Source organism: Cognatiluteimonas lumbrici (genome assembly GCF_006476065.1).
Taxonomy (GTDB): Bacteria; Pseudomonadota; Gammaproteobacteria; order Xanthomonadales; family Xanthomonadaceae; genus Cognatiluteimonas; species Cognatiluteimonas lumbrici.
The window spans coordinates 1,561,202-1,587,437 of the sequence record NZ_ML636798.1 but is presented as its reverse complement, the minus strand read 5'-3'; the positions used below and the strand labels follow the sequence as shown (position 1 = coordinate 1,587,437).

At 72.4% G+C, this 26,236-nt stretch carries 21 protein-coding genes and 1 pseudogene; 14 read left to right on the top strand and 8 right to left on the bottom strand.

Going from position 1 to position 26,236, the window contains the following annotated elements; translation table 11 throughout:
- Window positions 1-12: 12 nt before the first annotated feature.
- From E4F25_RS07685 to E4F25_RS07675, 3 genes are all read right to left on the bottom strand, one after another.
- The gene (locus E4F25_RS07685; protein ID WP_140909573.1) at window positions 13-1,335 is read right to left on the bottom strand and encodes a hypothetical protein; all 1,323 of its coding nucleotides are present in this window, start codon (window positions 1,333-1,335) and stop codon (window positions 13-15) included.
- 135 nt (window positions 1,336-1,470) lie between these two features.
- Complete coding sequence (locus tag E4F25_RS07680) at window positions 1,471-2,025, bottom strand: OmpO family porin (protein ID WP_140909572.1); 555 nt, start codon at window positions 2,023-2,025, stop codon at window positions 1,471-1,473.
- Between the two features lie 157 nt (window positions 2,026-2,182).
- Window positions 2,183-2,890, bottom strand: coding sequence for an SDR family oxidoreductase (locus E4F25_RS07675; RefSeq protein WP_140909571.1), 708 nt, complete (start codon window positions 2,888-2,890; stop codon window positions 2,183-2,185).
- Window positions 2,891-3,003: 113 nt separating this feature from the next.
- Here E4F25_RS07675 and E4F25_RS07670 point away from each other — a divergent pair, with 113 nt between their 5' ends.
- From E4F25_RS07670 to E4F25_RS07655, 4 genes are all read left to right on the top strand, one after another.
- Window positions 3,004-5,871 (top strand): M16 family metallopeptidase, encoded by a 2,868-nt coding sequence (locus tag E4F25_RS07670; protein ID WP_140909570.1) that lies wholly within the window; start codon window positions 3,004-3,006, stop codon window positions 5,869-5,871.
- 29 nt (window positions 5,872-5,900) lie between these two features.
- Window positions 5,901-6,212: a DUF4156 domain-containing protein gene (locus E4F25_RS07665; RefSeq protein WP_140909569.1), complete on the top strand. Its 312-nt coding sequence runs from the start codon at window positions 5,901-5,903 to the stop codon at window positions 6,210-6,212.
- A 91-nt stretch (window positions 6,213-6,303) separates the two neighbouring features.
- Window positions 6,304-7,320 carry a 3-oxoacyl-ACP synthase III gene (locus tag E4F25_RS07660; RefSeq protein ID WP_140909568.1) on the top strand — a complete coding sequence of 339 codons (1,017 nt, stop codon included), beginning with the start codon at window positions 6,304-6,306 and terminating at the stop codon, window positions 7,318-7,320.
- Between the two features lie 62 nt (window positions 7,321-7,382).
- Complete coding sequence (locus tag E4F25_RS07655; RefSeq protein ID WP_140910381.1) at window positions 7,383-8,264, top strand: alpha/beta fold hydrolase; 882 nt, start codon at window positions 7,383-7,385, stop codon at window positions 8,262-8,264.
- A gap of 3 nt (window positions 8,265-8,267) precedes the next feature.
- Here the strand turns inward: E4F25_RS07655 and E4F25_RS07650 are convergent, their stop codons facing one another.
- A complete protein-coding gene (locus tag E4F25_RS07650; RefSeq protein WP_140909567.1) occupies window positions 8,268-8,711 on the bottom strand; it encodes a YkgJ family cysteine cluster protein in 444 nt (147 codons plus the stop codon).
- A gap of 85 nt (window positions 8,712-8,796) precedes the next feature.
- On the opposite strand from E4F25_RS07650, the gene oleC reads away from it, so the two are divergent.
- From oleC to E4F25_RS07625, 5 genes and pseudogenes are all read left to right on the top strand, one after another.
- On the top strand, window positions 8,797-10,446 hold the full coding sequence (oleC, locus tag E4F25_RS07645; RefSeq protein ID WP_140909566.1) for an olefin beta-lactone synthetase: 1,650 nt from the start codon (window positions 8,797-8,799) through the stop codon (window positions 10,444-10,446).
- The gene (gene oleD / locus E4F25_RS07640) at window positions 10,443-11,462 is read left to right on the top strand and encodes a 2-alkyl-3-oxoalkanoate reductase (protein ID WP_140909565.1); all 1,020 of its coding nucleotides are present in this window, start codon (window positions 10,443-10,445) and stop codon (window positions 11,460-11,462) included. The genes oleC and oleD overlap by 4 nt, the downstream gene beginning before the upstream one ends.
- On the top strand, window positions 11,459-12,109 hold the full coding sequence (locus E4F25_RS07635; protein ID WP_140909564.1) for a ubiquinone biosynthesis accessory factor UbiJ: 651 nt from the start codon (window positions 11,459-11,461) through the stop codon (window positions 12,107-12,109). Before oleD ends, E4F25_RS07635 begins: the two co-directional genes overlap by 4 nt.
- Window positions 12,106-13,680 (top strand): annotated as a pseudogene (gene ubiB, locus E4F25_RS07630) (ubiquinone biosynthesis regulatory protein kinase UbiB); the annotation flags it as partial. The gene E4F25_RS07635 and the pseudogene ubiB, both read left to right, overlap by 4 nt.
- 2 nt (window positions 13,681-13,682) lie before the next feature.
- Complete coding sequence (locus E4F25_RS07625) at window positions 13,683-14,378, top strand: pseudouridine synthase (protein ID WP_246069818.1); 696 nt, start codon at window positions 13,683-13,685, stop codon at window positions 14,376-14,378.
- On the opposite strand, the gene E4F25_RS07620 is transcribed toward E4F25_RS07625, so the two are convergent.
- Window positions 14,375-17,104: a M16 family metallopeptidase gene (locus E4F25_RS07620; protein WP_140909562.1), complete on the bottom strand. Its 2,730-nt coding sequence runs from the start codon at window positions 17,102-17,104 to the stop codon at window positions 14,375-14,377. The two genes, E4F25_RS07625 and E4F25_RS07620, sit on opposite strands and share 4 nt — an antisense overlap.
- Before the next feature lie 95 nt (window positions 17,105-17,199).
- On the opposite strand from E4F25_RS07620, the gene arfB reads away from it, so the two are divergent.
- Genes arfB through E4F25_RS07600 form a run of 4 tightly spaced genes read left to right on the top strand, consistent with a single transcriptional unit; the run spans window position 17,200 to window position 21,873 of the window.
- Window positions 17,200-17,616, top strand: a complete 417-nt coding sequence (gene arfB / locus E4F25_RS07615) for an alternative ribosome rescue aminoacyl-tRNA hydrolase ArfB (RefSeq protein ID WP_140909561.1) — start codon at window positions 17,200-17,202, stop codon at window positions 17,614-17,616.
- A gap of 21 nt (window positions 17,617-17,637) precedes the next feature.
- Window positions 17,638-18,291, top strand: coding sequence for a lysophospholipid acyltransferase family protein (locus E4F25_RS07610; RefSeq protein WP_140909560.1), 654 nt, complete (start codon window positions 17,638-17,640; stop codon window positions 18,289-18,291).
- A gap of 39 nt (window positions 18,292-18,330) precedes the next feature.
- Window positions 18,331-19,344 carry a GGDEF domain-containing protein gene (locus E4F25_RS07605; RefSeq protein ID WP_140909559.1) on the top strand — a complete coding sequence of 338 codons (1,014 nt, stop codon included), beginning with the start codon at window positions 18,331-18,333 and terminating at the stop codon, window positions 19,342-19,344.
- 6 nt (window positions 19,345-19,350) lie between these two features.
- A complete protein-coding gene (locus tag E4F25_RS07600; RefSeq protein ID WP_140909558.1) occupies window positions 19,351-21,873 on the top strand; it encodes a putative peptide modification system cyclase in 2,523 nt (840 codons plus the stop codon).
- On the opposite strand, the gene E4F25_RS07595 is transcribed toward E4F25_RS07600, so the two are convergent.
- Together E4F25_RS07595 and ubiK are read right to left on the bottom strand one after the other, a co-directional pair.
- Entirely contained in the window at window positions 21,843-23,345 is a 1,503-nt protein-coding gene (locus tag E4F25_RS07595) for a YifB family Mg chelatase-like AAA ATPase (RefSeq protein ID WP_140909557.1), read from the bottom strand. The genes E4F25_RS07600 and E4F25_RS07595 overlap by 31 nt on opposite strands.
- 9 nt (window positions 23,346-23,354) lie before the next feature.
- A complete protein-coding gene (gene ubiK, locus E4F25_RS07590; RefSeq protein ID WP_140910379.1) occupies window positions 23,355-23,630 on the bottom strand; it encodes a ubiquinone biosynthesis accessory factor UbiK in 276 nt (91 codons plus the stop codon).
- Window positions 23,631-23,814: 184 nt separating this feature from the next.
- On the opposite strand from ubiK, the gene E4F25_RS07585 reads away from it, so the two are divergent.
- The gene (locus E4F25_RS07585) at window positions 23,815-24,153 is read left to right on the top strand and encodes a P-II family nitrogen regulator (RefSeq protein ID WP_140909556.1); all 339 of its coding nucleotides are present in this window, start codon (window positions 23,815-23,817) and stop codon (window positions 24,151-24,153) included.
- Between the two features lie 9 nt (window positions 24,154-24,162).
- On the opposite strand, the gene E4F25_RS07580 is transcribed toward E4F25_RS07585, so the two are convergent.
- Complete coding sequence (locus E4F25_RS07580) at window positions 24,163-26,133, bottom strand: tetratricopeptide repeat-containing diguanylate cyclase (protein ID WP_140909555.1); 1,971 nt, start codon at window positions 26,131-26,133, stop codon at window positions 24,163-24,165.
- Window positions 26,134-26,236 lie beyond the last annotated feature (103 nt).

The following is a 26,236-nucleotide window of genomic DNA, read 5'->3' as shown; positions in this document are numbered from 1 at the left end:
CGCCCCGCGCCCTCAGTAGGGGACCGGACTCAGGCCCAGCCGTTGCCTTGCGGTATTGGCCGGCGCGGCGACATGGCGGCTGGGGTCGAATGGGCGCTTGGCTGCGTCCGGCGGAGGTTCGCCCGTGTTCCCGCGCAGCGCGTCGGCAGCGGCCTGCCAGGCCGCCTTGACCCGGTTGAAGTGTTCCAGGAGCCACTCCCCGCGACCCTTGAAGTCGCCCGGGTCGGTCGCCGACTCCAGGCCCTCCCTGTAGTGCTCCAGGTCGCCCAGGTCTCCCTTGGGCGGGCCGCCGAGGAACACCTGCAGCATCGCCATCTGCGGCACCAGCGGGCCGCCCCCCGGGAGCGACGCGAACACGTGGCCGCGGTCGCGGAATGTCCTGGTGCGTCCGTCCGGGTGGCGGAAGGTGACCTCGGTGAAACGCCAGGCCGGGCGGCCATCGACCGTCGATGGGGTATCGCCGGCGGCGTAGCGCGTGTCGATGATGTAGCCGTCGGAATCGAAACGGGTGATGCGGCCCAGCGCATCGCGGGTGATGTCGGCGGTGCCGGTGCGGAAGATCTCCAGGGTCGTGCGGGTGTAGCCCTTGGGAAACGTCCGCAGGTAGAAGCCGTTGCCGACGTAGGCCCAGTTGCCCGGGCCGACGTCCTTGCGGCTGCCCTTGCCCCACGGCACGTCGCCGTTGAGCACCCCGGCGCGCTCCAGTTCCTCGAACGGCAGGTCGGGGCTGGTCAGCCGGCGCTGCCATTCGCTGGCTTCGGCCAGGACTTCCTTCGCGCGGCCGGGAATGAGCCTGCCGAGGCCGGCCCTGAGCTTGCCGGCCACCTCCCGGCGGACCGGGTCGGTACCGAGCCGGCGGATGTCCTGTTCCGTCAACAGCGGCCGGACACGCTGCCTGAATGCTGCGTCGTAGTCGTTCCAGCTGGTGCCGCTCTCGACGGCCCAGACCAGGCGCTGGACCACGCTCCGTTCGATCTCCGGATGCTGCGCCGAGCGGGCGAGGATGCCGCTGATGATGTCCGCATGGCTGCCCTTCAGCGGTGCGACGAGGTAGCCGTCGCCGCTGGTGGGCCCGTAGGTGCCGGCATGCAGGCAGTAGGAGCGGACGTCCCCGCGGTAATAGCCCGGCCCGAACTCGAAGCTGGCCGGCAGCGGCAGCGGGGTCAGGCCGTCGATGCCCTCCAGGTGGGTGGCCACCGGCAACGCGTCGTCGATGCTGGTGGTGATCGTGTCCTTGTCGCCTGCGAGCGGCACCGGGAGGGCGAGCCTGCCTTGCGCCTGCAGCGGACATGCCGCCACGGCGGCCAGGGCAAGCACGAAAAGGATCGAACGCATGGCTGCTCTCCGGGTAGGTCCAATCCACCCACGCGAAAGCGGCCGCGGAACTGACAACAAAAAAGCCCGGCCGTTGCCGGCCGGGCTCCGATCGCGACTGTCAGGGGAGGGAACCGTCGCGATCCTTGCGCTGGGTTACCAGGTCAGGCGCGGACCCACGAACCACTGGGTGTCGCCGTCCGCCACCTTGACGTCGGCGTTGAGGCCCCAGTTCCGGTTGAACTTCCACTGCGCGCCGAAGCGGCCGTAGAAGTCGCCGTCGAACTCGTCGCCGTCCTCGTAGCCGGCCAGGGCATAGCCCTCGAGCGCCGGCAGCATCGCGCCGCGCACGCCGGCCTCGACGCTGTAGCCGTCGGAATCGATGCCGCTGCCGGCGTCGAACTTCTCGTAGGCCACGCGGGTCAGCAGGTCGGCGTTCTGCGAGATCTGGTGGTTGTAGCCGACGCCCACCCGCCACTGGTCGAAGTCGACGTCGGTGTCGTCGATCTCCTGGTTGGCGAAGTCGCCGAACACGTGGAAGTTCGGGTGGAACGCGGCCGAACCGGACACGCCCCAGCCCTGGGCGTCGCCGGAATCGGTGTTGGTGGCGACGTAGCCACCCTGGACGTAGGTGTAGGAGACGCCATCGGCGGCCACGGCCGCGAACGACAGCGATGACAACAGGGCAATGGCAAGCAGCGAACGCTTCATAGTGGAGCTCCGGTCTTTTTATGGGCCGGATCGCCGACGTCTCTGGGGGAGGGAGCGGCATCCGGTGGCCCGGATTCTGCGCACCGCACTGCAACCTCCGCTGAAGCGGACATTTTCGTGAACAGGAACTTTTCGCCCGCGGCTCAGTCGGGGCGGCCTACCAGGGCAGCGTTTGGCCCTGCCAGTCGCGGAAGCCGCCGCTGTCGCCGGGGCCCGCGGCAGCCACCACGCGCAGCATCCCGGAGACCGAGTCGGCCACCGGCACGGTGGCGTTGCCGCCGCCCATGTCGGTCTGCGCCCAGCCCGGATGGAGCGCCAGCACCACGATGTCGCGCTCCGCGAGCGCCTTGGCCAGCAGCGCGGTGGCCATGTTTTGCGCGGCCTTGCTGATGTCGTAGCTCGGCGTACCGAAGCGCCCGAGCGATGCGATCGAGCCGAGGATGGAACTCAGGTTGGCCACCCTGGCGCCGTCCGCCAGCATCGGCGCGAGTGCCTCGGTGAGCAGCAGCGGGCCCATCGCGTTGACCCGGAAGCTGTCCTCCAGCACCGCCGGATCGAGCTTCCCGAAGCGCTCGCCCGAATGCAGCACCCCGGCGCAGTTGACCAGCAGGTCGAAGGGCGTCGCGTCGCCGGCCAGCGGCAGTTCCCGCGCCAGCGCGGCGATGGCCGCGGGCCTGGCCACATCGAGCGGGAGCACGCGCAGGCGCCCGGGGTGGTCCGCGGCCAGCGCGTTGAGCGCTGTCGCGCGTCCCGGCTCGCGCGCGGTGGCGACCACGCTGGCGCCGCCGTCGAGCAACTGGCGCGCGAACTCGAGCCCCAGCCCGCGGTTCGCGCCGGTGACCAGGCAGTTCCGGAACCCGTCCATGGCCCGAGTATGCAGGACGTTTGGGCTACGCCGCGGCAAGGACGCGAGGGTAGGATGGGAGCGATGCCGTCCGCCCGCCATGGGCGGACTCCTACCTTGCACAGGAGTGCCGCATGTCCTTCGCGACCACCCGTTCCGCCCGTCCCGCCCGCCTGCTGCGCACCGGAGCGCTGGCGCTCGCCCTGGCCACCTCGCTCGGGGCCGCCTTCTACCTGCCGGCGGCGCACGCCGACAGCCCGGCCCCGGTCGTCAGCATCCCGTACCAGCAGTTCACCCTGCCCAACGGCCTGACCGTGATCGTGCACGAGGACCACAAGGCCCCGATCGTGGCGGTCAACATCTGGTACGGCGTGGGCAGCAAGAACGAGCCGGCCGGGCGCAGCGGCTTCGCGCACCTGTTCGAGCACCTGATGTTCAACGGTTCCGAGAACTACCCGGGCGAGTACTTCGAGCCGTTCGAGCAGGCCGGCGCGACCGACATGAACGGCACCACCAACACCGACCGCACCAACTACTTCCAGAACGTGCCGACCACCGCGCTGGACATGGCGCTGTGGATGGAGTCCGACCGCATGGGCCACCTGCTCGGCGCGATCGACCAGAAGGTGCTCGACGAGCAGCGCGGCGTGGTCCAGAACGAGAAGCGCCAGGGCGAGAACCAGCCTTACGGCCAGCTCCGCCAGGTGGTCGCGCAGACCATGTACCCGAAGGGCCACCCGTACCACCACACCACCATCGGTTCGATGAACGACCTCAACGCGGCCTCGCTCGAGGACGTGAAGCAGTGGTTCCGCACCTGGTACGGCCCGAACAACGCGGTGCTGGTGCTGGCCGGCGACATCGACCTGGAGACCGCGAAGCAGAAGGTCGCGAAGTACTTCGGCCACATTCCCGCCGGCCCGACGATGGAGCAGCCGGACGTGGCGATCGCGCCGCTGGCCGAATCCGGCCGCACCGTGCTCGAGGACAAGGTCCCGCAGGTGATGGTCCGCCGCATCTGGAACGTGCCCGAGTACGGCAGCACCGAATCCACCATGCTCGACCTGTTCTCGCAGGTGCTCGGCGGCAGCGCCACCTCGCGCCTGGACAAGCGCCTGGTGCACCAGGACCAGCTGGTGGACAGCGTCGGCACCGCCAACTGGTCCTCGCAGCTCGGCGGCAGCTTCTTCGTCAACGCCATGGTCAAGCAGGGCGTGGACGAGCAGAAGGTCGAAGCGATCATCGACGAGGAACTGCAGCGCCTGCTGGCCGAAGGCCCCACCGCCGAGGAGCTGGCGCAGGCCAAGACCATGTTCCGCGCCGGCTTCATCCGCGGCATCGAGCGCATCGGCGGCTTCGGCGGCAAGGCCGACGTGCTCGCAGCGTGCGAGACCTACACCGACGACCCGGGCTGCTACCGCGACATGCTGCGCGACATCGACGCCGCCACCCCGGAACAGGTGGTCGCCGTCGCCCGCGAGTGGCTGCGCAAGCCGAGCCACACCTTCGTGGTCGAGCCGGGCGAGCGCACCCCGCTGGTGGAGGCCCCGGCCGCCAAGCCGGCACCGTTTACCCCGCCGCCGGTCGACGCGAAGTACGGCACCACGCCGAGCACCGTGGACCGCAGCAAGGGCGTGCCGTCCGTGGACAGCTTCCCGGAGCTGGACTTCCCCGACCTGCAGCACGCCACGCTGGCCAACGGCAGCAAGCTGATCCTGGCCGAGCGCCACGAGATCCCGGTGGTGCAGGTGCGCTACCTGTTCGACGGCGGCTACGCCTCGGACGAGGACGGCAAGCTCGGCCTGGCCGGCTTCGCCATGGGCATGCTCGACGAGGGCGCCGGCGCGCTGGGCTCGCTGGAGTTCGCGGCCGCCGCCGAGAACCTCGGCGCGCAGCTCTACGCCGACGCGTCGCTCGACGGCAGCAGCGCCGGCCTGTCCGCGCTGAAGGAGAACCTGGACGCGTCGGTCGGCCTGTTTGCCGACATGCTGCGCGCGCCGCGCTTCGACCAGGCCGAGATCGACCGGGTCAAGGCGCAGTGGATCGCCGGCATCGCGCAGGAGAAGGCGCGCCCGAACAGCGCCGCGCTGCGGGTGCTGCCGCCGCTGCTGTTCGGCGACGACCATCCCTACGGCATCCCGTTCACCGGCAGCGGCACCGAGGCCGGCGTCGCCGCGCTGACCCGCGACGACCTGGTCGCCTACCAGCAGCGCTGGCTGCGTCCGGAGAACGCCACCGTGGTCGTGGTCGGCGACACCACCCTGGCCGAGATCGTGCCGGTGCTCGACCGCCACTTCGGCGACTGGCGCGGCGCCGGCGAAGCGCCGGCGGCGACCCCGGTCCCGGCGGTGCAGCGTCCGGCCGAGTCGCGCGTGTTCCTGATCGACCAGCCGGGTGCGGTGCAGGCGAACATCTTCGCCGGCAAGGTCGCCCCGTCCACCCGCGACGAGGGCGCCGTGCTGCTGGAGATGGCCAACGAAGTGATCGGCGGCAGCTTCACCGCGCGCCTGAACATGAACCTGCGCGAGGACAAGCACTGGTCGTACGGCGCGCGCACGCTGCTCGCCGACGCCGAGGGCCAGCGTCCGTGGCTGGCGTTCGCGCCGGTGCAGATCGACAAGACGGTCGAGTCGCTGGCCGAGATCCAGCGCGAGATCGGCAGCTACGTGAGTGGCCAGGCCCCGGCCACGGCCGAGGAGGTCGAGAAGATCGTCGCCAACGACCTGCGCAGCCAGCCGGGCGCCTACGAGACCGCCGGCCGTGTGCTCGGCACCATCGCCAACATCGTGCGCTACGACCGCCCGGACGATTGGGTGAAGCAGCGCAACGCGCAGGTCCGCGCGCTGACCCCGGCGCAGGTGAACGCCGCGGCGGCGACGCTGGCACCGGGCGCGATGACCTGGGTGGTGGTCGGCGACCTGTCGAAGATCGAACAGCCGATTCGCGACATGGGCCTCGGCAAGGTCACGGTGATCGACGCCGACGGCAACCCGGTCAGGTAAGCGAGAACAAGGCGAACAGGAGACCCCGCATGCGACTGATCACACTGGCCGCTTCCACCCTCCTGTTCGCCTCCGGCTGCACCTGGGTGCACATGGCGCCCGGCGCCAAGGCGGTGCGCGTGGTCACCGGGACGCCGACCGGCTGCGAGCAGCGCGGCGAGGTCGAGGTCTCGGTGAAGGAGAGCATCGCCTTCTACGACCGCAACCCGCTGCGGGTGCGCGACGAGCTGGAAACGCTGGCCCGCAACGAGGCCCCGGGCCTCGGCGGCGACACCGTGCAGCCGCTCGACGGCTACGAGGACGGCAACCAGCGCTTCGCAGTCTGGCGCTGCGGCGGCTGAATCGGGCGCGCCCGGCCCGGGGCGATGCGGGCCCGGTAACCGCTTCCATGCGGTATGCTGGCTTGTTTTTCGCTACCTGGTGTCACTGACCATGTTGTTCCAGCATGTCGCGATCGCGGGCCTGGCCCACATCGACGCCCCTCGCCGGCTGAGCACGGACGAGATCAACGCCCGCCTCCGGCCCACCCTCGACCGCCTCGGAATCAAGGCCGACGTCCTCAAGGACATCGCCGGGATCGAGGCGCGCCATCTTTGGGACGAAGGCGTGCAGGCTTCCGACGCGGCCACCCTGGCCGGGGTCAAGGCGCTCGCCGACGCCGGCATCGATCCCGACAAGGTCGGCCTGCTGGTCAACACCTCGGTCAGCCGCGACTACCTCGAGCCGTCCACCGCCTCGATCGTCAGCGGCAACCTCGGGCTGCCCGACACCTGCCAGAACTTCGACGTCGCCAACGCCTGCCTCGCGTTCCTCAACGGCATGGACATCGCCAGCCGCATGATCGAGCGCGGCGAGATCGACTACGCGCTGGTGGTGGACGGCGAGACCGCCAACCTCGCCTACGAGAAGACCATCGAGCGCATCACCCGCGCCGACTCGACCGAAGAGGACTTCAAGCGCGAGATGGCGACCCTGACCCTGGGCTCGGGCGCCGCCGCGATGGTGATGGCGCGCGCCGAGCTGGCCCCGGGCGCACCGCGCTACAAGGGCGGCGTCACCCGCGCCGCGACCGAGTGGAACAAGCTGTGCCGCGGCAACCTGGACGGCATGATCACCGACACCCGGATGCTGCTGGTCGAGGGCATCAAGCTGGCGCAGAAGACCTTCGAGGTCGCGCGCCAGAAGCTGGGCTGGGCGGCCGGCGAGCTCGACGAGTTCGTGGTCCACCAGGTCAGCAAGGTGCACACCGCGGCCTTCACCAAGGCCATGGGCATCGACCCGAAGAAGGTCCTGACCATCTTCGGCGAGCACGGCAACATCGGCCCGGCCTCGGTGCCGATCGTGCTGAGCAAGCTGCGCGAGATGGGCCGGCTGAAGAAGGGCAGCCGCATCGCGCTGCTGGGCATCGGCTCGGGCCTGAACTGCTCGATGGCCGAGGTGGTCTGGTAGCAGCGGTGTTCCCCGGTTACCCGTTCGAGCCGCGGCGCATCGAGGTGCGCCCCGGCATCGCGATGTCGTGCCTGGACGAAGGCCCGCGCGACGGCGAAGTGGTGCTGATGCTGCACGGCAATCCGTCGTGGAGCTACTACTGGCGCCATCTCGTGCTCGGGTTGCGCGACCCGGCTTCTGGAAAGGCCTACCGCTGCATCGTGCCCGACCACGTCGGCATGGGGCTGTCGGACAAGCCGGACGACGGCGGTGGCGTGCGACCGCCGGTGGATCCGGCGTCGGCGCGTTACGACTACACACTGCAATCGCGGGTGGAGGATCTGGAAACGCTGCTCGACAAGCTCGGCGTCACCGGCCCGGTCACGCTGGCGGTGCACGACTGGGGCGGGATGGTCGGGTTCGGCTGGGCGCTGTCACGGATGGAGCGCGTGCGAAGGCTGGTGGTGCTCAACACCGCCGCGTTCCCGCTGCCGGCGGCCAAGCCGATGCCGTGGCAGCTCTCGCTGGGGCGCGATTCCACGCTCGGTGGCTGGCTGATCCGGCGCTTCAACCTGTTCGCGCGCGGCGCGGCCTGGCTGGGCACCGAACGCAGGCTGCCGGCCGCGGTGCGCGAGGCCTACATCGCGCCGTACCGCGGCTGGGATGCAGCGATCTCGACGCTGCGCTTCATGCAGGACATCCCTTTGCGCGAAGGCGACCGCGCCTGGGCGCTGGTCGCCGAGAGCGGTCGCCGGCTGCACGAATACGGCGACCGGCCCGCCTTCATCGGCTGGGGCCTGCGCGACTTCGTGTTCGACAGGCACTTCCTCGAAGGCTTCCGGCGCGCACTGCCGCGGGCCGAGGTGCACGCGTTCGAAGACGCGGGGCACTACGTGCTCGAGGACCGGCACGAAGTGCTGGTGCCGGCGATCCGCGACTTCCTCGACCGCAACCCGATCGCCTGATCCTCAGGCCGCGATCGGCGGCGGCAGCGCCGGCGGGGCGTGCCCGCCGTCGTTCGGATTGTCGCTGCCGTCGAAGTTGTCGTCGTCGTTGGCCGGCGTGTCCCAGCTCCAGTCCGCCGGCGTGAGCAGCGGCAGGCCGTATGCCAGCCGCGCCTTGTCGCACTGCTGGCTCGGCGCGCCGAACTCCCACGATGCCGGCACCGCCGCGCACACGCTCGGGCGCAGCGGGTGGATGCTGCAGCGCGAGCGCACGCCGATCTCGGCATCGAGCGCGATGCAGCGGGGCGCGCGTTGCGACGTGCCCTTCATCACGCGCTCGTGCCGGCGCAGCGGCTCGGTCAGGTCGGGGGGCACCGTCCCGCCGAGCGCGGGCTCGGCCTCGGACCAGTGGAAGCTGACGCGGAAGTGGGCGCAGCAGGCGCCGCAGGTCAGGCAGGGATGGCTCACGGGGGCGCGTCGGGCAGGGGGGCGGTCGCGGATTTTTCCGGCAGCGCGGGGCCGCGCGCAAGAGGGGCGATGCGACAATGAGGCCATGCCCGGACCCTGCAACATCGCCGCCGCCCTCGGGGTGCTGGCCGGCCGCCAGCCGGACGCGGTCGCGATGCGCGTGCCCGGTCGCGACGGGCGCTACCGGGAGGCCCTGACCTACGCCCGGCTCGACGCCCGCAGCGACGCGATCGCCGCGGGCCTGGCCACGCACGGTATCGCCCGGGGCACCCGCACCGTGGTGATGGTGCGGCCCACGCCCGAGTTCTTCCTGCTGATGTATGCGCTGTTCAAGGCCGGCGCGGTGCCGGTGCTGGTGGACCCGGGCATCGACAAGCGGGCGCTGCGGCAATGCCTGGACGAGGCCGCCGCCGAGGCCTTCATCGGCGTGCCGCTGGCGATGCTGGCGCGCAAGCTGCTGGGCTGGGCTTCGGCGACCCGGGTCGCGGTCACGACCGGCGAGCGGCCGTGGTTCGCGGACACGACGCTCGCCGCGGTCGAGGCCGCGGGCGCCGGCGCCGGCCCGCAGTTGCAGGCGACCGATGGCGACGACGTCGCCGCGATCCTGTTCACCTCCGGCTCCACCGGCGTGCCCAAGGGCGTGGTCTACCGGCACCGGCATTTCGCCGCCCAGGTGGAACTGCTGCGCGATGCCCTCGGCATCGAGGCGGGCGGCGTGGACCTGCCGACGTTTCCGCCGTTCGCGCTGTTCGACCCGGCACTGGGGCTGACCTCGATCATCCCCGACATGGACCCGACCCGGCCGGCGAACGCCGACCCGCGCAAGCTGCACCGTGCGATCGCGCGCTTCGGCGTCACCCAGCTGTTCGGCTCGCCGGCGCTGATGCGGGTGCTGGCCGAGCATGGCGAGCCGTTGCCGACGGTTCGGCGGGTGACCTCCGCCGGCGCACCGGTGCCGGCGAGCGTGGTGGCGCGGATGCGTGCGCTGCTGCCGGCCGACGCGCGTTTCTGGACGCCTTACGGCGCGACCGAGTGCCTGCCGGTGGCATTGATCGAAGGCCGCGAACTGGAAGGGACCCGTGCCGCCACCGAATCGGGCGCCGGTACCTGCGTCGGGCGGCCGGTGCCGCCGAACGAGGTGCGGATCATCGCCATCGACGACCGGCCGATCGCCGAGTGGAGCGGCGTGCGCCAGTTGCCGCCCGGCGAAGTCGGCGAGATCACGGTCGCCGGGCCGACCGCCACCGACAGCTACTTCCATCGCCCGCGCGAGACCGCACAGGCCAAGATCCGCGAGCGCCTTGCCGATGGCGGCGAACGCATCGTGCACCGCATGGGCGACCTCGGCTGGTTCGACCAACAGGGGCGCCTGTGGTTCTGCGGCCGCAAGGGCCAGCGGGTCGAGGCCGCCTCCGGCCCGCTCTACACCGAGCAGGTCGAGCCGGTATTCGCCGCGCACCCGGCGGTGCGCCGCGCGGCACTGGTGGGCATCGGCGACAAGGGCAGCCAGCGCCCGGTGCTAATCCTCGAACTGCGGGAGCGACGGAAGCCACGAACCCGACTACTCGAGGAGTTGAAGGCCATCGCCGCAAGCCACCCCCACACCGCCGCGATCGACACCTTCCTGTTCCATCCGCGCTTTCCCGTGGACATCCGCCACAACGCCAAGGTCGGGCGCGAGCAGCTCGCGCGCTGGGCGGCGAAGCGGCTCGCCGCCCGGGGCGGGCGGGCATGAAGGTCCTGGTCACCGGCGGCGGCGGCTTCCTCGGCCAGGCGCTGTGCCGCGGGCTGGTCGAACGCGGGCACGAGGTCGCCAGCTTCAGCCGCGGCCACTACCCGGAGCTCGACGCCATCGGCGTGCGCCAGTTTCGGGGCGACCTCGCAGACGCCGCGGCGGTGTCGGCGGCGGTGCGCGGCCACGACGCGGTGTTCCACAACGCGGCGAAGGCGGGCTCCTGGGGCAGCCGCGAAAGCTACCGCCTCGCCAACGTCGTCGGCACCGACAACGTGATCGCGGCCTGCCGCGCGCACGGCGTCGGGCGCCTGGTGCATACCTCGACCCCGAGCGTGACCCACCGTGCGACGCATCCGGTCGCCGGCGGCACCGCCGAAGACGTCCCCTACGGCGAGCACCTCAAGGCGCCCTACGCCGCCACCAAGCTGCAGGCCGAGCAGGCCGTGCTGGCGGCGAACGATGCCGCGCTGGCGACGGTCGCGCTGCGCCCGCGCCTGATCTGGGGACCGGGCGACCGCCTGCTGCTGCCCCGGATCGCGGAACGCGCGCGCGGGGGGCGCCTGCGCCTGGTGGGCGACGGCGACAACCTGGTGGACACCACCTACATCGACAACGCGGCGCAGGCGCACTTCGACGCCTTCGAGCACCTCGGACCCGGCGCCGCATGCGCCGGCCGCGCCTACTTCATCAGCAACGGCGAGCCGATGCCGATGCGCGCGATCCTCAACGCCTTGCTGGCCGCGGTCGGCGCGCCGCCGGTGGAGAGATCGTTGCCGTTCCCCGTGGCCTACGCGATCGGCGCCGCCTGCGAAGCGGCGTGGACGCTGCTGCCGCTGCGCGGCGAGCCGCCGCTCACCCGCTTCCTGGCCGAGCAGCTCGCGACCACGCACTGGTACGACATGGAGCCGGCGCGGCGTGATTTCGGCTACGTGCCGGGGGTCACCATCGCCGAAGGGTTGGAGCGGCTGGCAGCGAGCGTCGCTCCCACATCCGGGCCTCTACAATGCCGACGATGAACCAGTCCCCGTTCAACTGGAAGGTGCCCGCGGGTCGCGCGCTGGAAGCGGCGCTCAACCGCGCGCTCGCGCTGGACCCGGAGACCCGCGAGGGACTGGCCGCGCTCGACGGGCGCAGCATCGAGCTCGCGGTGGAGGCACCGCCGCTGGCGTTGCGCGTCACTGTCGCCGGCGATCGGCTCGAAGTCGGGCCGGTGGATGCCGCGCGCGAACCCGATCTCGGCGTGCGCGCCACGCTCGGAGGGCTGCTGTCGCAGCTGCCGATGCTGCGTCGCGACGACGCGCCGCCGGTCGGGCGCATGCGCGTGTCCGGCGATGCGGAGCTGGCGCGCCGGATCCAGCGTCTGGCCGAACGCTTCGATCCCGACTGGCAGCAGCCGTTCGCCGCGGTGTTCGGCGACGTGGTCGGGGTGCAGGTGGCCAACGCCGTCGCCGCCGGCCTGCGCCACGCGCGCGATGCCGCCCGCGACTTCGCCGAAGTCGCCACCGAGAACGTGACCGAGGAGTCGCGCGACGTGGTGCCGCGCGCGGAGCTCGACGCCTTCCTCGACGACGTGGACACGCTGCGCGACGACGCCGCGCGCCTGGCCGCGCGCGTAGCGCGCCTGCGCGAGGCGGCCGCGGCGCGCAGCGGGAAGGCGCCGTGAGGTCGGGCCTGCGTGCGCTGCGCATCGGCCGGGTGCTGCTGCGCTACCGGCTCGACGACCTGCTCTCCGGCACGCCCGCGGAGCGCTGGCTGCGGTTGGCGCGGCCGTTCGTGCCGCGCGCCTCGCGCGAGGTCGCGGCGATGCCGCGCGGCCAGCGCCTGCGGCTGGCGCTGCAGGAGCTGGGCCCGATCTTCGTCAAGTTCGGGCAGATCCTCTCCACGCGTCGCGACCTGCTGCCCGCGGACGTCGCCGACGAACTGACCCTGCTGCAGGACCGGGTCGCGCCGTTCCCCGGCGACGTCGCGCGCGAGATCGTCGAGCGCGAGCTCGAGCAACCGGTGGCCGAGGCGTTCGCCAGCTTCGACACCACGCCGCTGGCCTCGGCCTCGATCGCGCAGGTGCACGCGGCGACGCTGCCGGCGCGCGGCGGCGGCGCGCCGCGCGAGGTGGTGGTCAAGGTGTTGCGGCCCGGCATCGAGGCGCAGGTGGACCAGGACATCGCGCTGCTGCGCCGCGTCGCCGCGCTGGTGGACCGGACCCACCCCAGGGCCGACAGGATCCGCCCGCGTGACGTGGTGGCCGAGATCGAATCCACCCTGGCCGCCGAGCTCGACCTGCAGCGCGAGGGCGCCAACGCCAGCGTGCTGCGTCGCAACTGGCTGGGGTCGAACGACCTGTACGTGCCCGAACCGATCTGGACCCACACCACCGACCGCGTGCTCACGCTCGAGCGCGTGCGCGGCATCCCGAGCGACGACATCGCCGCGCTCGACGCCGCCGGCATCGACCGCAGGGCGCTCGCCGCCAAGGGCGTGCGCGTGTTCTACACCCAGGTGTTCCGCGACAACTTCTTCCACGCCGACGCCCACGCTGGCAACATCTGGGTGGACACCGACCCGGCGCGCAAGGCCGACCCGCGCTTCATCGCGCTCGACTTCGGGATCATGGGCCAGCTCTCCAGCGAGGACCAGTACTACCTCGCCGAGAACTTCATGGCGATCTTCAACAAGGACTACCGCCGCATCGCCGAGCTGCACGTGCAGGCGGGCTGGATGCCCTCGCACATCCGCATCGACGAGCTGGAAGCGGCCGCGCGCGCGGTGTGCGAGCCGTACTTCACGCGGCCGCTGAGCGAGATCTCGCTGGGCGAGGTGCTGCTGAAGCTGTTCCGCACCGCGCAGCGCTACGAACTGACCATCCAGCCGCAGCTGATCCTGTTGCAGAAGACCCTGCTCAGCATCGAGGGCGTGGGCCGACAGCTCGATCCGGGCATCGACATCTGGGCGGTGGCGCGCCCGGTGCTCGAGCGCATCCTGGCCGAGCGCTACAGTCCGCGCCGGCTGGCGCGCGAGTTCCGCAAGCGGCTGCCGGAGCTCGTCACCCGCGCGCCGGAAATGCCGGCGTTGCTGCACGCCTGGCTCGAGCAGCAGGTCGAGGGCCGGCACGAACTGGCGATGCGCTCGGCCGAACTCGCCGAGCTTGCCCGCGCCGTGCGCGAGGCGCAGCGGCGGCTGACGGCGGCGATCCTCGGCGTCGGTGCGCTGGTCGCCCTGGCCGTGCTCTACGCCTTGCGGTGAGCGCGCTCGACGTCCTGTACCGGGACGACTGCCTTGCCGTGGTCGACAAGCCCGCCGGGCTGATGGTGCACGACAGCGCGCTGGCGCGCGGCGAGACCGACTTCGCCGCCGACCGCCTGCGCGCCCAGTTCGGGCGGCCGGTGTTCCTGGTGCATCGGCTCGACCGCGCCACCAGCGGCTGCCTGCTGCTCGCCTTCGATCGCGAGACCGCCTCCGCACTCGGCAAGGCGTTGATGGCCGAAAGTCTTGAGAAGGATTACTGGGCGATCTGCCGCGGCTGGCCGTCCGGGCCACGCTTCACCATCGACCACCCGCTCGACGGCGGTCCCGGCAAGCCGCTGAAGAAGCCCGCGGTCACCGACTTCGAAGTGCTCGCCACCTGCGAGCTGCCGATCCCGTCGCAGGGCTTCGACACCTCGCGCTATGCGTGGCTGCGCGCCTCGCCGCGCACCGGCCGCTTCCGCCAGATCCGCCGCCACCTCAAGCACGCCTTCCACCACCTCGTCGGCGACACCAGCCACGGCGACGGCCGCCACAACCGCGCCTTCCGCGCCATGGGCATCCACCGCATGCTGCTGCACGCGCGGCGGCTCGCGTTCGAGCACCCGCGGGATGGCCGGCGCATCGAGGCCCTGGCGCCTCCGGACGCGGAGTTCACCAGGGCCCTCGCGTTGTTCCAGGCCGGGGCCTAGCCGGCGCCGTCGGGGAAGTCCCCGGCGACCACGGTGGAGATCCGCTCCGGATCGAGGTGCCGGCGGATTGCCGCGTTCACCTGCTCCACCGTGAGGTCCCGCAGCGCCTGCTCGTACTTCGCCGCGCGTTCGGTGGTGAAGCCGTAGTAGAGCTGGAACTCGAGCGAGCCGACCAGGTTGGCGTCCTCGTTGCGCGACTTGGCGCGTGCCTTCAGCAGGCCGGCCACGGCGTCGTCGAGCTCCTCCGCGGTGATGCCGTCGGCCAGCAGCCGCTCGAGTTCCTCGCGGAAAGCGGCGCCCACCCTGGGCACGTTCCCGGCCGCGGTGATGGCGTAGCCGCTGAAGTGCGCGTTGTCGTCGAGGATGCCGGCAGCGTGGCTTGCACCGGCGCCGTAGCTCAAACCCTCCTGTTGGCGCAGGCGGTCGCCCAGCCGCGACTTCAGCGCGCCGCCGCCGAAGATCCAGGTGGCGACTTCCATCGCCGGATAGTCGGGATCGTCCTGGGTCATCGGGTAGTCGGTACGGAACAGGAACACCGCGTTGGGCTTGTCCGGCGTCACCCGGCGCAGGTCCACGACCTCGCTCGGGCGGTACGGGTCCGGGATGCGCTCGTAGCCGTCGGGGGACTTCCAGTCGCCGAACAGCGACACCAGCTGCGCCTCCAGCGCCGCGGGGTCGAAGTCGCCAACGAAGCTGAATTCCGCGTGGTCGGCGCCGTAGAAGTCGCGGTGGAACTGCCGGACCTGGTCGAGCGTGACTGCCCGGTAGGCCGCGACCTGCTCGTCGAAGGTGAGGACGTGCCGCGGATGGCCCTCGGGATAATGGTCCAGGTGCAGCGCCAGCGCGCGACCCGCGACCGGGCCCGGCTCGGTCACCTGCGACTGCACGCCGGTGATCGCCTGCAGGCGGATCTGCTCGAACTCGTCCGGGTCGAACGCCGGGCGGCGCAGCATGTCGGCGACCAGTTGCATCACCTCGGGCAGGTGCTCGCGGGTGGTGTACAGGCTGACGCTCGCGCCGGTGGCGCTGCTGGAGATGCCGACCGTCGCCTTGAGCTGGTCGAGGCGGTCGGCGAGCGCCTCGCGATCGAGTTCCGTGGTCCCGCGGCGCATCAGTGCACCGACGAAGCCCGGCGCCGCGCCAGTGTGCATCAGCGTGTCCTCGTGGCCGAAGTGCAGGCTGATCCGGCCGCGCACGGTGTCGCCGCGGGTGTCCTTGGGCAGCACCGCCAGCTTCGCCCCGAACGGCAGCGTGCTGCGCGTGGTGCGCGCCTCGATGTTCCCGAGGCTGGCGTCGAAGACCTCGCCGGCGGCGACCGGCGGGCGACCCTTGTAGCCGTCGAGCAGCGTCGCAAGGTCCGGAGCCTCCGGGATCACCGCGCGCCGCGGCTCGGCGGTTGGATGGAACACGCCCGCGGTGCGGTTGCTCGCTTGCAGGTAGGCGCCGGCGACGCGGTTGACGTCGGCCGCGGAGACCGCCTCGATGCGGTCGCGGCGCAGGAAGTACAGGCGCCAGTCGCCGGCGGCGACCAGGTTCGAGATCGCCAGCCCGACCTGGTTGGCGTCGTTGAGCTGGCGCTCGATGCCCTTGAGCAGGGCGGTCTTTGCCCGCTCCACTTCGGCCTCGGTCACGGGCGTGCCGTCGAGGCCCTCGACCTGGTCCACCAGCAGCGCGGCGACCTCGTCCACGTCGCCTTCCAGCGGCAGCTGCGCGTACAGCAGCAGCAGGCCGGGATCGTGCAGTTCGAACTTCGCGGCGCCGGCACCGGTGGCCTTGCCGCCCTCCACCAGCGCCTTGTGCAGGCGCCCGGCGGGGGTGTCGCCGAGGACCTGGGCCAGCACGGCCAGCGCGGCGGTGTCCGCGTGCGCCGCGGCCGGGATGTGGTACGCCAGCGCGGCGACCTTGACGTCGCCGGTGCGGCGTACGGTGACGCGGCGCTCGCCGTCCTGCACCGGCTCGCGGGTCGGCAACGCGGGCATCGCCGCCGCGGGTCGTGGGATGCGCCCGAAGCTGTCGGCGACCAGCGCCAGCGTGGCGTCCGCGTCGAAGCGCCCGGCCACCATCAGCACGGCGTTGTCCGGGCGGTACCAGGTCCGGTAGAAGTCGCGCAGCCGCGCGATTTCGACGCCCTCGACGTCCGAGCGCGCGCCGATCGTGCTGTTGCCGTAGTTGTGCCAGAGGTAGGCAGTGCTCATCAGCCGCTGCACCAGCACCCGGACCGGGTTGTTCTCGCCCGCCTCCAACTCGTTTCGGACCACGGTCATCTCGCTGGCCAGGTCCTCGGCGAGGACTTTGGAGTTGACCATGCGGTCGGCCTCCATGCGCAGCGCCCATTCGAGCTGCGCGGGATCGGCCTGGAAGGTTTCGAAGTAGTTGGTGCGGTCGAGCGAGGTGGTCGCGTTCTTCGACATGCCCCGCTTCTTCATCTCGCCGGGGATGTCCGGATGGTCCGGCGTGCCCTTGAACAGCATGTGCTCCAGCAGGTGCGCCATCCCGGTCTCGCCGTAGCCTTCGTGGCGGGAGCCGACCCTGTAGGTGACGTTGACGGTGACCGTGGCCTTGCTCGGGTCCGGGAACAGCAGCACCTTGAGGCCGTTGTCGAGGCGGTATTCGTGGATGCCCTCGACCGAGGGGCCGGCGGTGACGCCGTCGGGCAGGCCGGCGGCGGGCGCGGGGCCCGCGGCCGGCACGAGCAGCGCGAGCAGGAGCAGCGACAGCAGACGCATGGATGTCTTCCCCGTGACACGGAACGGAACGCGTTATTGAAACACTCGCCGGCATCCGCGACCCGGCCGCTACCCGCAGTCACTACAATCCCCGCATGCTCGAGGTCGACGGCATCGCCATCCCGGAAGCGGAACTGGCCGAGCGCTTCGTGCGCGCGTCCGGTCCCGGAGGGCAGAACGTCAACAAGGTCGCGACCGCGGTCGAGTTGCGCTTCGACATCGCCACCTCGCCCTCGCTGCCCGAGGCCGTGCGTGCGCGGCTGCTGGCGAAGCGCGACCGCCGGGTGACCGCCGACGGCGTGCTGGTGCTGTCCGCGCAGCGCTTCCGCACCCAGGAACGCAACCGCGAGGACGCCCGCGAGCGGCTTGCGCGTTTCATCGCGTCGGGGCTGCGCGCACCGAAACCGCGCATCGCTACGCGGCCCACGCGCGCAGCGAAGCAGCGCCGGCTGGACGCCAAGCGCGAGCGCGGTACGATCAAGCGTGGCCGGTCCGGCCGCGACTGGGACTGACCGGACCAATCGGGGGGACGCATGGGCGCGGATTCCAATCTGGCGGATTCCAACCTGGATGCCGTCGGCGACGTCGTGCTGCCGCTGCCGCCGAACGCACCGCGCGTACGCGGCGGGCGCTTCGGACGCTGGCTCGGGCGCAGCGTGCTGCGCCTGGGGGGCTGGCGCATGGAAGGCGCCTTCCCCGACCTGCCGAAGCTGGTGCTGATCGGCGCGCCGCACTCCTCCAACTGGGACGGCATCTGGGGCATGGCCGCGAAGCTGGCGCTCGGCCTCGACATCCGCATCCTCGGCAAGCACCAGCTGTTCTGGTGGCCGCTGGGCGTGCTGATGCGGCGGCTGGGGATCATCGCGGTCAACCGCGACGCCGCGGCCGGCGTCACCGAGCAGGCCGCGGCGCTGATCGCCAACGCCGACCGCTACTGGTTCGGGCTCGCCCCGGAGGGCACGCGCAAGCACGTCGAGCGCTGGAAGCCCGGCTTCTGGAAGATCGCAAAAGGCGCCGGCGTGCCGGTGCTGCCCGCGTACTTCGACTATCCGCGCAAGGTGATCGGCATCGGCCCGCTGTTCGTGCTCGGCGAGGACATGACCGCCGACATCCACCGCATCCAGCGCTGGTACGCGCCCTGGCGGGGCCGCAACCGCGACGTCGCGCAGCCGCCCCCCGGGGCCTGAACGCGGCCGGTCCGCTGCTATCCTGCCGTTCTGCACGGCATGGGGGTCGTGGATTTGGAGACTCGGGACACCGTCGCGCCGACCGTTGCCGCGCTCACGGCGGAGGAGTACGCGCTGTTCGAGCAGGTCGGGCGACCGCGCCTGCTCGGGCCCGGCGAGACCCTGTTCCGGCGCGGCGACCTGGGCACGACCATGTACGTGGTCGTGCAGGGCGGCATCGAGCTCGACTTCGGCGGTGACCTGGCGACCCGGCGCGTCGGCCGGCACGGTTTCTTCGGCGAACTCGGCCTGCTCATCGGCGACCATGCGCGCAGCGCCGACGCCATCGCGATCGGCAGCACCGTGCTGCTCGAGCTGCGCCAGGACGGTTTCGAGGCCATCGCCGAACGCGCTCCGGTCCTGCTGGCCCACTTCCTGCGTCGCGCGATCGCGCGCGTGGTCCTGAACGAGCGTGACCTGATCGCGCGCATGCGCCACCGCAACATCGAGCTGCAGGCCGCGCTGGACCGGCTGCACGCCACCACCCGCCGCCTCGACCGCAGCGAGGCGCTGACCCGCACCGACGAGCTCACCGGGCTGGCCAACCGGCGCGGCTTCCAGCTGCACCTGGAACAGCGCCGCCGGCGCGCGCCGCTGTCCGGGCACGGCCTGCTGCTGGTGGACTGCGACCACTTCAAGCGCGTCAACGACGCGCACGGGCACCTGGCGGGCGACCGCGTGCTGCAGGGCGTCGCCAACATCCTGCGCTCGGCCGCGGGCGCGGGCGACCTGCCGTGCCGCCTCGGGGGCGACGAGTTCTGCCTGCTGGTGGGCGCGGCCGACCGCGAGGCGATCCTGCGCGTGGCGCAGTTCGTGGTGGACACCGCCCAGGCCCTGCAGGCGCTGCAGCCCGAGCAGCCGCAAATGACCACGCTGAGCATCGGCGCCAGCCCGGTGGAGGCGGACCAGGGCTGGGACGACCTGTACGCGCGCGCCGATGCCGCCCTGTACCGGGCCAAGCGCCTGGGCGGCAACCGGGTGGAGTGGCAGGACCGGGTCGCGGCGACGGCCTGACGCGCGATGACGACCGATGCGACGCCGCAGGTACGCACGCTCCTGCTCACCGACCTGTGCGACTCGACCATGGTGGTCGAGCGCCTCGGGGATGCCGCGGCGGCGGAACTGTTCCGCGACCATGACCGGCTGGTGCTCTGCCTGCAGCAGCACTGGCGCGGGCGCCTGATCGACCGCTCCGACGGCCTGCTGCTGCTGTTCGAGCGCGCCATCGACGGGCTCGGCTTCGCCCTCGACTACACCCGCGGCTTGCGCGAGATCGGCGCGCGCCACGGAGTCGCGCGCCATGGCATGGAACTCCGGGCGCGCGCCGGCCTGCACGTCGGCGAGGTGCTGACCTGGCGCAACAGCGATGCCGCGGTGACCTTCGGTGCCAAGCCGTTGGAGGTCGAGGGCCTGGCCAAGCCGACCGCGGGGCGCCTGATGACCATGGCGCGGCCGGGCCAGATCCTGCTCTCGGCCACCGCCGAGCCGCTCGCGCACCGCGCCGCGCGCGAGCTGGGCGAGCGCGGCGAGCAACTGGTGTGGAAGTCCTGGGGCCGCTGGCGTTTCAAGGGCGTACCGCAGGCGCAGGAAGTGTTCGAGGTCGGCGAGCCCGGCATCGCGCCGCTGCGCGCGCCGCGGCAGGACCGCGGCAAGGCCTGGCGCGACGTGCCGCGCTGGCGGCGCCCCTCCACGCTGGCCGCCGAACTGCTGCTGCTGGCCGGGCTCGCGGTCGGCGCCTGGTTCCTGGCCCAGCCGCAACCGGCGATCGCCTTCGCCGAGCGCGACTGGGTGGTGGTGGCCGACCTGCGCAACCTGACCGGCGACGAGCGCCTCGACGAGTCGCTGCAGCAGGCCTTCCGCATCAGCCTGGAGCAGTCGCGGCACGTCAATGTGCTCAGCGACCTCAAGGCGCGCGAGACGCTGGCGCAGATGCGCCGGCCAGGCGCGCCGCTGGACCGCATGCTGGCTTCCGAAGTCGCGTTGCGCGACGGTGCCCGCGCGGTGGTGCTGCCGACGGTGGCCGAGGTCGGCGGCCGCCTGCGCTTCAGCGCCGAGGTGGTGGACCCGCGCACCCAGGCCACGGTGCACGCCGAGTTCGCCGACGGCACCGGCGCGGCTTCCGCGCTGGGTTCGGTGGACACGGTGGCCAGGGCGCTGCGCAGCGAACTGGGCGAGGCGATGCAATCCATCGAGCGCAACACCGCATCGCTGCCCGATGCCACCACCGCCAGCCTCGACGCGCTCAAGGCCTACGCGCTGGGCCGCAAGCACGCCGATGCCGGCGAGCCGGGCGACGCCATCGCCTGGTTCGAGCGCGCGATCGCGATCGATCCGCAGTTCGCGCTGGCGATGGTCGCGGCCGGCGGCAGCTACGTGCACCAGCTCGGCGACCTGCCCGCGGCGCGCGACGCCTACGCGCGCGCGGACGGGCTGCGCAACCGCCTGTCGCTGCGCGACGGGTTGCGGCTGGACGCCAGCGTTGCCCGGCTCGGCCCGCCCGGACCCGCTCGCCGGGCCTGGAAGCAGTTGCTGGAGCTCTATCCCGACGAACTTTCCGCGCACCTGTCGCTTGGCCAGATCGAGCTGTTCGCGGTCAACGACGCGCGCGCCGCGTTGCGCCATGCCGACGCCGCGGCCGTGCCGCAGTCGGCGCGCCGTGGCGCCGCGGACTACCTGCGCGGCATGGCGCTGTTGCTCCTGGAGCACCCGCAGCAGGCGATCGAGGCGTTCGAGCGCGCACGCACCCACGGCTACCGCGGCGCCGGCTTCAGCCACGCCTTCGCCTATGCGGTGCAGGACGACTGGGAGGGGGTGGAGCGGGTCCTCGCCAGCCGGGTCCCCACCGGCGTGGACAGCGGCGAGGTGCTGCTGCCCGACCAGCAGGCGCTGCTGGCGATCGACCGCGGCGACTGGGCGCGGGCGCGCGCGCTGGCGGCCGAGGCGACCGCCGCCGCCACCAGCGCCGAACCCCTGGTGGCGGGCACGTGGCAGCGCATCCGGCAGCTGGCCGTGGACGTGGCCTCGGGGCAACTGCCGCGGGCGGAGGCCACGGCGCGGATCGCGCGCGAGATGGCGCGGGTCGAGGAGGACGCGACGCGGCTCGACGCGGCCTATCCCTCCGCGTCGTCGAACGCCGTGCAGGCGCTGGGCTACCTCGCCGCGCTGGTCGACGCGCGTGGCCCGCTGGCGCGCGCGATCGTGCGCGCGGAGCGCTTCGATGCGCTCGGGGACTACCCCCTGATGGTGCAACTGCAAGCGGTGCTCGAGGCCGAACTGGCGCGCATCGACGGCCGGCCGCGGGACGCCGTGGACCGCTTGTGTGCGGTGGCCGCCGGGGACGACGCCATGGTGGTGACCCGGTTCTCCCTGCAACGCGCGCTGGCGGCGGCCGGCGACGCCGAGGCCGCCGCGGAGCAGGCCGCGTGGCTGGCCGCGCACCGCGGGCGCGCCTACATCGAGCGCCCGGGCAACGACCTGTTGTCACCGGTCGCGGTCGCGGCCCGGCGCCTGGCCTACGTCCCGGAGGCAGCGGCGCCGCGGTAACCGAGCGCCTCGGTGAGATGGGCGGTGGCGATGGCGTCGCTGCCGTCGAGGTCGGCGATGGTGCGCGCGACGCGCAGAATGCGGTGCATCGCGCGCGCGGAGAGCTGCAGTTGCTCGATCGCGCGTTCCAGCAGCGCCTGGTCGTGTCCGGCGAGCCGGCAGTGCAGGTCGGTTTCGCGCCGGTCCAGGCGCGCGTTGGGCTTGCCGGCGCGTTGCTGCTGGCGCGCCCGCGCCGACTCGACGCGGGCGCGCACCGCGGCCGTCGGCTCCCCGGGCGGCGCGTCCGGGCGCAGCGCCGCCGGCGGTAGCCGCGCCACCTCCACGTGGATGTCGATGCGGTCGAGCAACGGACCCGACACGCGCCCGCGGTAACGGTCGATCATGTCCGGGCTGCAGCGGCAGCGTCCGTGCCGGTCGCCGGCCCAGCCGCACGGACACGGATTCATCGCCGCCACCAGCTGGAAGCGCGCCGGGTAGTCGCTCTGGCGTGCGGCGCGCGACACGCTGACGCAGCCCGACTCCAGCGGCTCGCGCAGCACCTCCAGCGCGTGCCGGCCCCACTCGGGGAGTTCGTCCAGGAACAGCACGCCGTTGTGCGCCAGCGAGACCTCGCCCGGGCGCGGATCGCTGCCGCCGCCGGCCAGCGCGACCGCGCTCGAGGTGTGGTGCGGGTTGCGGAACGGGCGCTGCTGCCAGCGCGCCGGATCGAGGCCGCGCCCGCTGACCGACGCGATCGCCGCGGTCTCCAGCGCCTCGGCCTCGCTCGCCTCGGGCAGCAGGCCCGGCAGCCGCGACGCCAGCAGGGTCTTGCCGCAACCGGGCGGCCCGACGAACAGCAGGTGGTGGGCGCCCGCGGCGGCGACCTCGAGCGCGCGTCGCGCGCGCGCCTGGCCGCGGACGTCGGCGAGGTCGGGGCCGGCCATGGGCGTGCACGGCGCGGCCTCGGCGGGCGGCAACGTGCGCCGGCCCTGCAGTCCGTCGCACACCTCCAGCAGCGTGCGTGCGGTGCACGCCTCGACGCCGCGCGCCAGCGCGGCCTCCGCGCCGTTCGCCTCCGGCACCAGCAGGCGGCGTCCCGCGTGCTTGGCCGCCAGCGCCGCGGGCAGCACGCCGTCCACCGCGCGCAACTCGCCGGTCAGCGCGAGTTCGCCGAGGCACTCGACGTCGCGCAGGGCCTCGACCGGCAGCTGCTCGCTCGCGGCGAGGATGCCGAGCGCGATCGCGAGGTCGAAGCGGCCGCCGTCCTTGCGCAGGTCGGCCGGGGCCAGGTTGACGGTGATGCGCCGCGCCGGGAACTCGAGCTGCGAGCACTGGATCGCGGCCCGCACGCGCTCGCTGGATTCGCGCACCGCGGCCTGCGGCAGTCCGACGATGGACATCCGCGGCAACCCGCCGGCAAGGTGCACCTCGACCCGCACCGCGGGTGCGTGCACGCCGGCGCGTGCACGGCTGTGCACGATCGCCAGTCCCATGGCGGGAAGTCAGCGCTTGCCGGGGTCGTCGCCGGAGGCGGCCGAGAGCAGCGCCTCGAGCTCGGAGACCGTGCGCTGCAGGGTTTCGACCTGCTCGCGCGTGCGCAGCAGCACCGCGCGCTGCACGTCGAACTCCTCGCGGGTGACCAGGTCGAGCTTGCCGAGCCCCGCCTGCAGCACCGACTTGAAGTTCTGCTGCAGCTCCTCGCGGCCCTCGCGCACCGCGGGCGGCACCAGGTTGCTGAGCCGGCGGGCGAGTTCGTCGAGCTGGCCGAGGTCGATCATCGGGTCGGGTTGGCGATTGCCGTAATGAAGGGTCGCGTTCATGGGATCTCCCGTGTCGGGCCACCAGCGTGGGCACCTGCTTCGGGAGCGGCCATCGGCGCGCGCGGCGCCGACGCGTCGGAGAATACCGCATCCGTTATGCTGGCCGCCCCAAGGGAATCGACCCGGCGGCGGAGGCAGCGCGATGAAGATGGTCATGGCGATCATCAAGCCGTTCAAGCTCGACGACGTGCGCGAGGCGCTGTCGGACGTCGGCGTGGCCGGCATCACCGCCACCGAGGTCAAGGGCTTCGGCCGCCAGAAGGGCCATACCGAGCTCTACCGCGGCGCCGAATACGTGGTCGACTTCCTGCCCAAGATCAAGCTCGAGGTCGCGGTCACCGACGACCAGGCCGACGCCGTGGTCGAGGCGATCATGCAGGCCGCCGGCACCGGCAAGATCGGCGACGGCAAGATCTTCGTCTGGGACCTGGACAAGGTCGTGCGCATCCGCACCGGCGAGCTCGACGCCGACGCGCTCTGACGCGCCCGCTCAGGTGCCGTCCACCTCGATCCGGTTGCGCCCGTTGTCCTTGGCGCGGTAGAGCGCCGCGTCCGCGCGCTGCACCAGTTCCTGCAGGCTTTCGCCGCGGCGCAGGCCGGCCATGCCGATGCTCACCGTGCACGCGAGGCCCTCGGCGAGGTCGCCGCAGTCCATCGCCTCGATCGCCGCGCGCAGCCGTTCGGCGATGACCCCGGCCTGGGCCAGCCCGGTGTCCGGCAGCAGCACCAGGAACTCCTCGCCGCCGGTGCGACCGAGCAGGTCGAAGTGGCGCAGGTCGCGGCGGAAGGTCGCGGCGATGCGCTCCAGCACCTTGTCGCCGATCAGGTGGCCGTGGCCGTCGTTGACCGACTTGAAGTGGTCCACGTCGAGCACCAGCGCGGTCAGCGGCGCGCCCGCCTCGTGTGCCCCGGCGACCGCGGCGGTGGCGCGCTGCTCGATGCTGCGGCGGTTGTCCACGCCGGTGAGCGGATCGGTGGTGGCGATCTCGTGCAAGCGCTTCATGCGCGCGAGCTGGCGCACCACCAGCGCGCCGAGCAGCAGCAGCAGGACCCCGGCCAGCGCCATCGCCACCCATTGCCAGCGGCGCGCCTGCAGCAGGGCCTGAAGCTGGCGCTCGCGCAGCGCCTGCTCGCTGGCCAGGCGGATGTTCTCCATCTGCTGGCGGTCGACGTCGAACTGCGAGCGCAGCAGTTGCGCCTGTTGCCCGCGCTCGGCGCCGGTGATCGCGTCGTGCAGGTCGATGTAGCGCTCGAGGTCGGCGAAGGCCGCGTCGTCCTGGCCGAGCGCGCGTTCGCTGCGCGCGCGCGCCCGGTACAGCAGCGCGAGGTAGCGCCGGTTGTTGCTGCGCTCCAGCGCCTCGGCCGACAGCGCGTAATAGACCATCGCCTGCTTGTGGTTGCCGAGCCCGGCGTAGGCCTGGCCGAGGCGCAGGAACACCATGTCGTCGTTGGTCTCGTCGCCCAGCGTCGCGAACTCGGTGCGCGCGCGCTGCACCAGCGCCAGCGCGCGGGCATGGTCGCCGCGCTGCATCCACGGCCAGGCCATGGCCAGGTGGGCGCTGGCGATGTCGTAGCGGCTGCCGTGGCGGCGGCCCAGCGCCAGCGCCTGTTCGTAGGCCGCGAGGGCGTCGTCCAGCCGGCCCTGGTCCTCGGCCAGGTAACCCTGCTGCAGCAGGTTGCCGATGAGCTGGCTCCAGTCGCCGATCCGGCGCGCGTGCTCGGCGTTCTGCTCGAGGTACTCGCCGGCCTTGGCCAGCTCGCCCATGCGCCGGTAGCTGACAGCGATGTCGAGCAGCAGCGACTCGGCGTCCTGGTGGCGGCCGGCCTCCTGGTACAGGCGCTGCGCCGCGAGCAGGTCCGGGATCGCGCGCGACTGCTCGCCGAGCAGCGAGTGGGTGCTGCCGCGCAGCGCCAGCCCGTCGGCGAGCATGGCGCGGTCGTCGATCCGGCGCGCGATCTCGATTCCGCGGTCGAAGTCCGGCAGCGCCTCGGTCATGCCGCTGAGCTGCTCGACCGCCCCGCCGCGGCAGTAGTGGAAGCTGGCGGCCATGGCGCCGTCGCCCAGCGCCTGCGCCGCGGCCAGTCCCTTCTCGGCATGGGCCAGCTGCTCGCGCGGGTCGCCGACGAAGCCCCAGTCGCAGCGCAGCGCGCGGAAACGCAGTTCGCGCAGGCGGTCGCCCGGCGGCAGCAGGCGGCGCAGTTCTTCCAGCCGCTGGAGCACGGCCTCCTGCGTGGGCTGGCGCCACAGTTCGCGATCGCGCAGGTGCGCCAGCAGCGCGTCGAAGGCGGCGGCATCGGGCCGGATGGCGGCGTCCGCCGACTGCGGGGCGGGGACGGCTGGCGGCGCCGGGACCGGCGCGGGCGAAGGCGATGGCGATGCCGCGGCCACGGCCATGCCCGGCTGCAACAGCAGCGCGAATACCGCGGGCCAGGTCGCTGGAGGCAGGCGCAGGTAGGACAAGCGGGATCCCCTGTGTCCCCGCGGGCTCCCGGATCCGCGGGTCGACCGATTGTTCGCCACGCCGGGGCGGCTGTCCGCCGCCGGCAGGTCACATTGCGAACAG

What these genes read in the sequence shown, in the direction of transcription:
- E4F25_RS07600 (WP_140909558.1), top strand. Translation starts at nt 19,351, where the DNA reads ATGACGACCGATGCGACGCCGCAGGTACGCACGCTCCTGCTCACCGAC.
- oleC (WP_140909566.1), top strand. Translation starts at nt 8,797, where the DNA reads ATGCCCGGACCCTGCAACATCGCCGCCGCCCTCGGGGTGCTGGCCGGC.
- E4F25_RS07665 (WP_140909569.1), top strand. Translation starts at nt 5,901, where the DNA reads ATGCGACTGATCACACTGGCCGCTTCCACCCTCCTGTTCGCCTCCGGC.
- E4F25_RS07680 (WP_140909572.1), bottom strand. Translation starts at nt 2,025, where the DNA reads ATGAAGCGTTCGCTGCTTGCCATTGCCCTGTTGTCATCGCTGTCGTTC.
- E4F25_RS07685 (WP_140909573.1), bottom strand. Translation starts at nt 1,335, where the DNA reads ATGCGTTCGATCCTTTTCGTGCTTGCCCTGGCCGCCGTGGCGGCATGT.
- E4F25_RS07635 (WP_140909564.1), top strand. Translation starts at nt 11,459, where the DNA reads ATGAACCAGTCCCCGTTCAACTGGAAGGTGCCCGCGGGTCGCGCGCTG.
- E4F25_RS07655 (WP_140910381.1), top strand. Translation starts at nt 7,383, where the DNA reads ATGTCGTGCCTGGACGAAGGCCCGCGCGACGGCGAAGTGGTGCTGATG.
- oleD (WP_140909565.1), top strand. Translation starts at nt 10,443, where the DNA reads ATGAAGGTCCTGGTCACCGGCGGCGGCGGCTTCCTCGGCCAGGCGCTG.
- E4F25_RS07675 (WP_140909571.1), bottom strand. Translation starts at nt 2,890, where the DNA reads ATGGACGGGTTCCGGAACTGCCTGGTCACCGGCGCGAACCGCGGGCTG.
- E4F25_RS07585 (WP_140909556.1), top strand. Translation starts at nt 23,815, where the DNA reads ATGAAGATGGTCATGGCGATCATCAAGCCGTTCAAGCTCGACGACGTG.
- E4F25_RS07610 (WP_140909560.1), top strand. Translation starts at nt 17,638, where the DNA reads ATGGGCGCGGATTCCAATCTGGCGGATTCCAACCTGGATGCCGTCGGC.
- ubiK (WP_140910379.1), bottom strand. Translation starts at nt 23,630, where the DNA reads ATGATCGACCTCGGCCAGCTCGACGAACTCGCCCGCCGGCTCAGCAAC.
- E4F25_RS07670 (WP_140909570.1), top strand. Translation starts at nt 3,004, where the DNA reads ATGTCCTTCGCGACCACCCGTTCCGCCCGTCCCGCCCGCCTGCTGCGC.
- arfB (WP_140909561.1), top strand. Translation starts at nt 17,200, where the DNA reads ATGCTCGAGGTCGACGGCATCGCCATCCCGGAAGCGGAACTGGCCGAG.
- E4F25_RS07660 (WP_140909568.1), top strand. Translation starts at nt 6,304, where the DNA reads ATGTTGTTCCAGCATGTCGCGATCGCGGGCCTGGCCCACATCGACGCC.
- E4F25_RS07605 (WP_140909559.1), top strand. Translation starts at nt 18,331, where the DNA reads ATGGGGGTCGTGGATTTGGAGACTCGGGACACCGTCGCGCCGACCGTT.
- E4F25_RS07595 (WP_140909557.1), bottom strand. Translation starts at nt 23,345, where the DNA reads ATGGGACTGGCGATCGTGCACAGCCGTGCACGCGCCGGCGTGCACGCA.
- E4F25_RS07620 (WP_140909562.1), bottom strand. Translation starts at nt 17,104, where the DNA reads ATGCGTCTGCTGTCGCTGCTCCTGCTCGCGCTGCTCGTGCCGGCCGCG.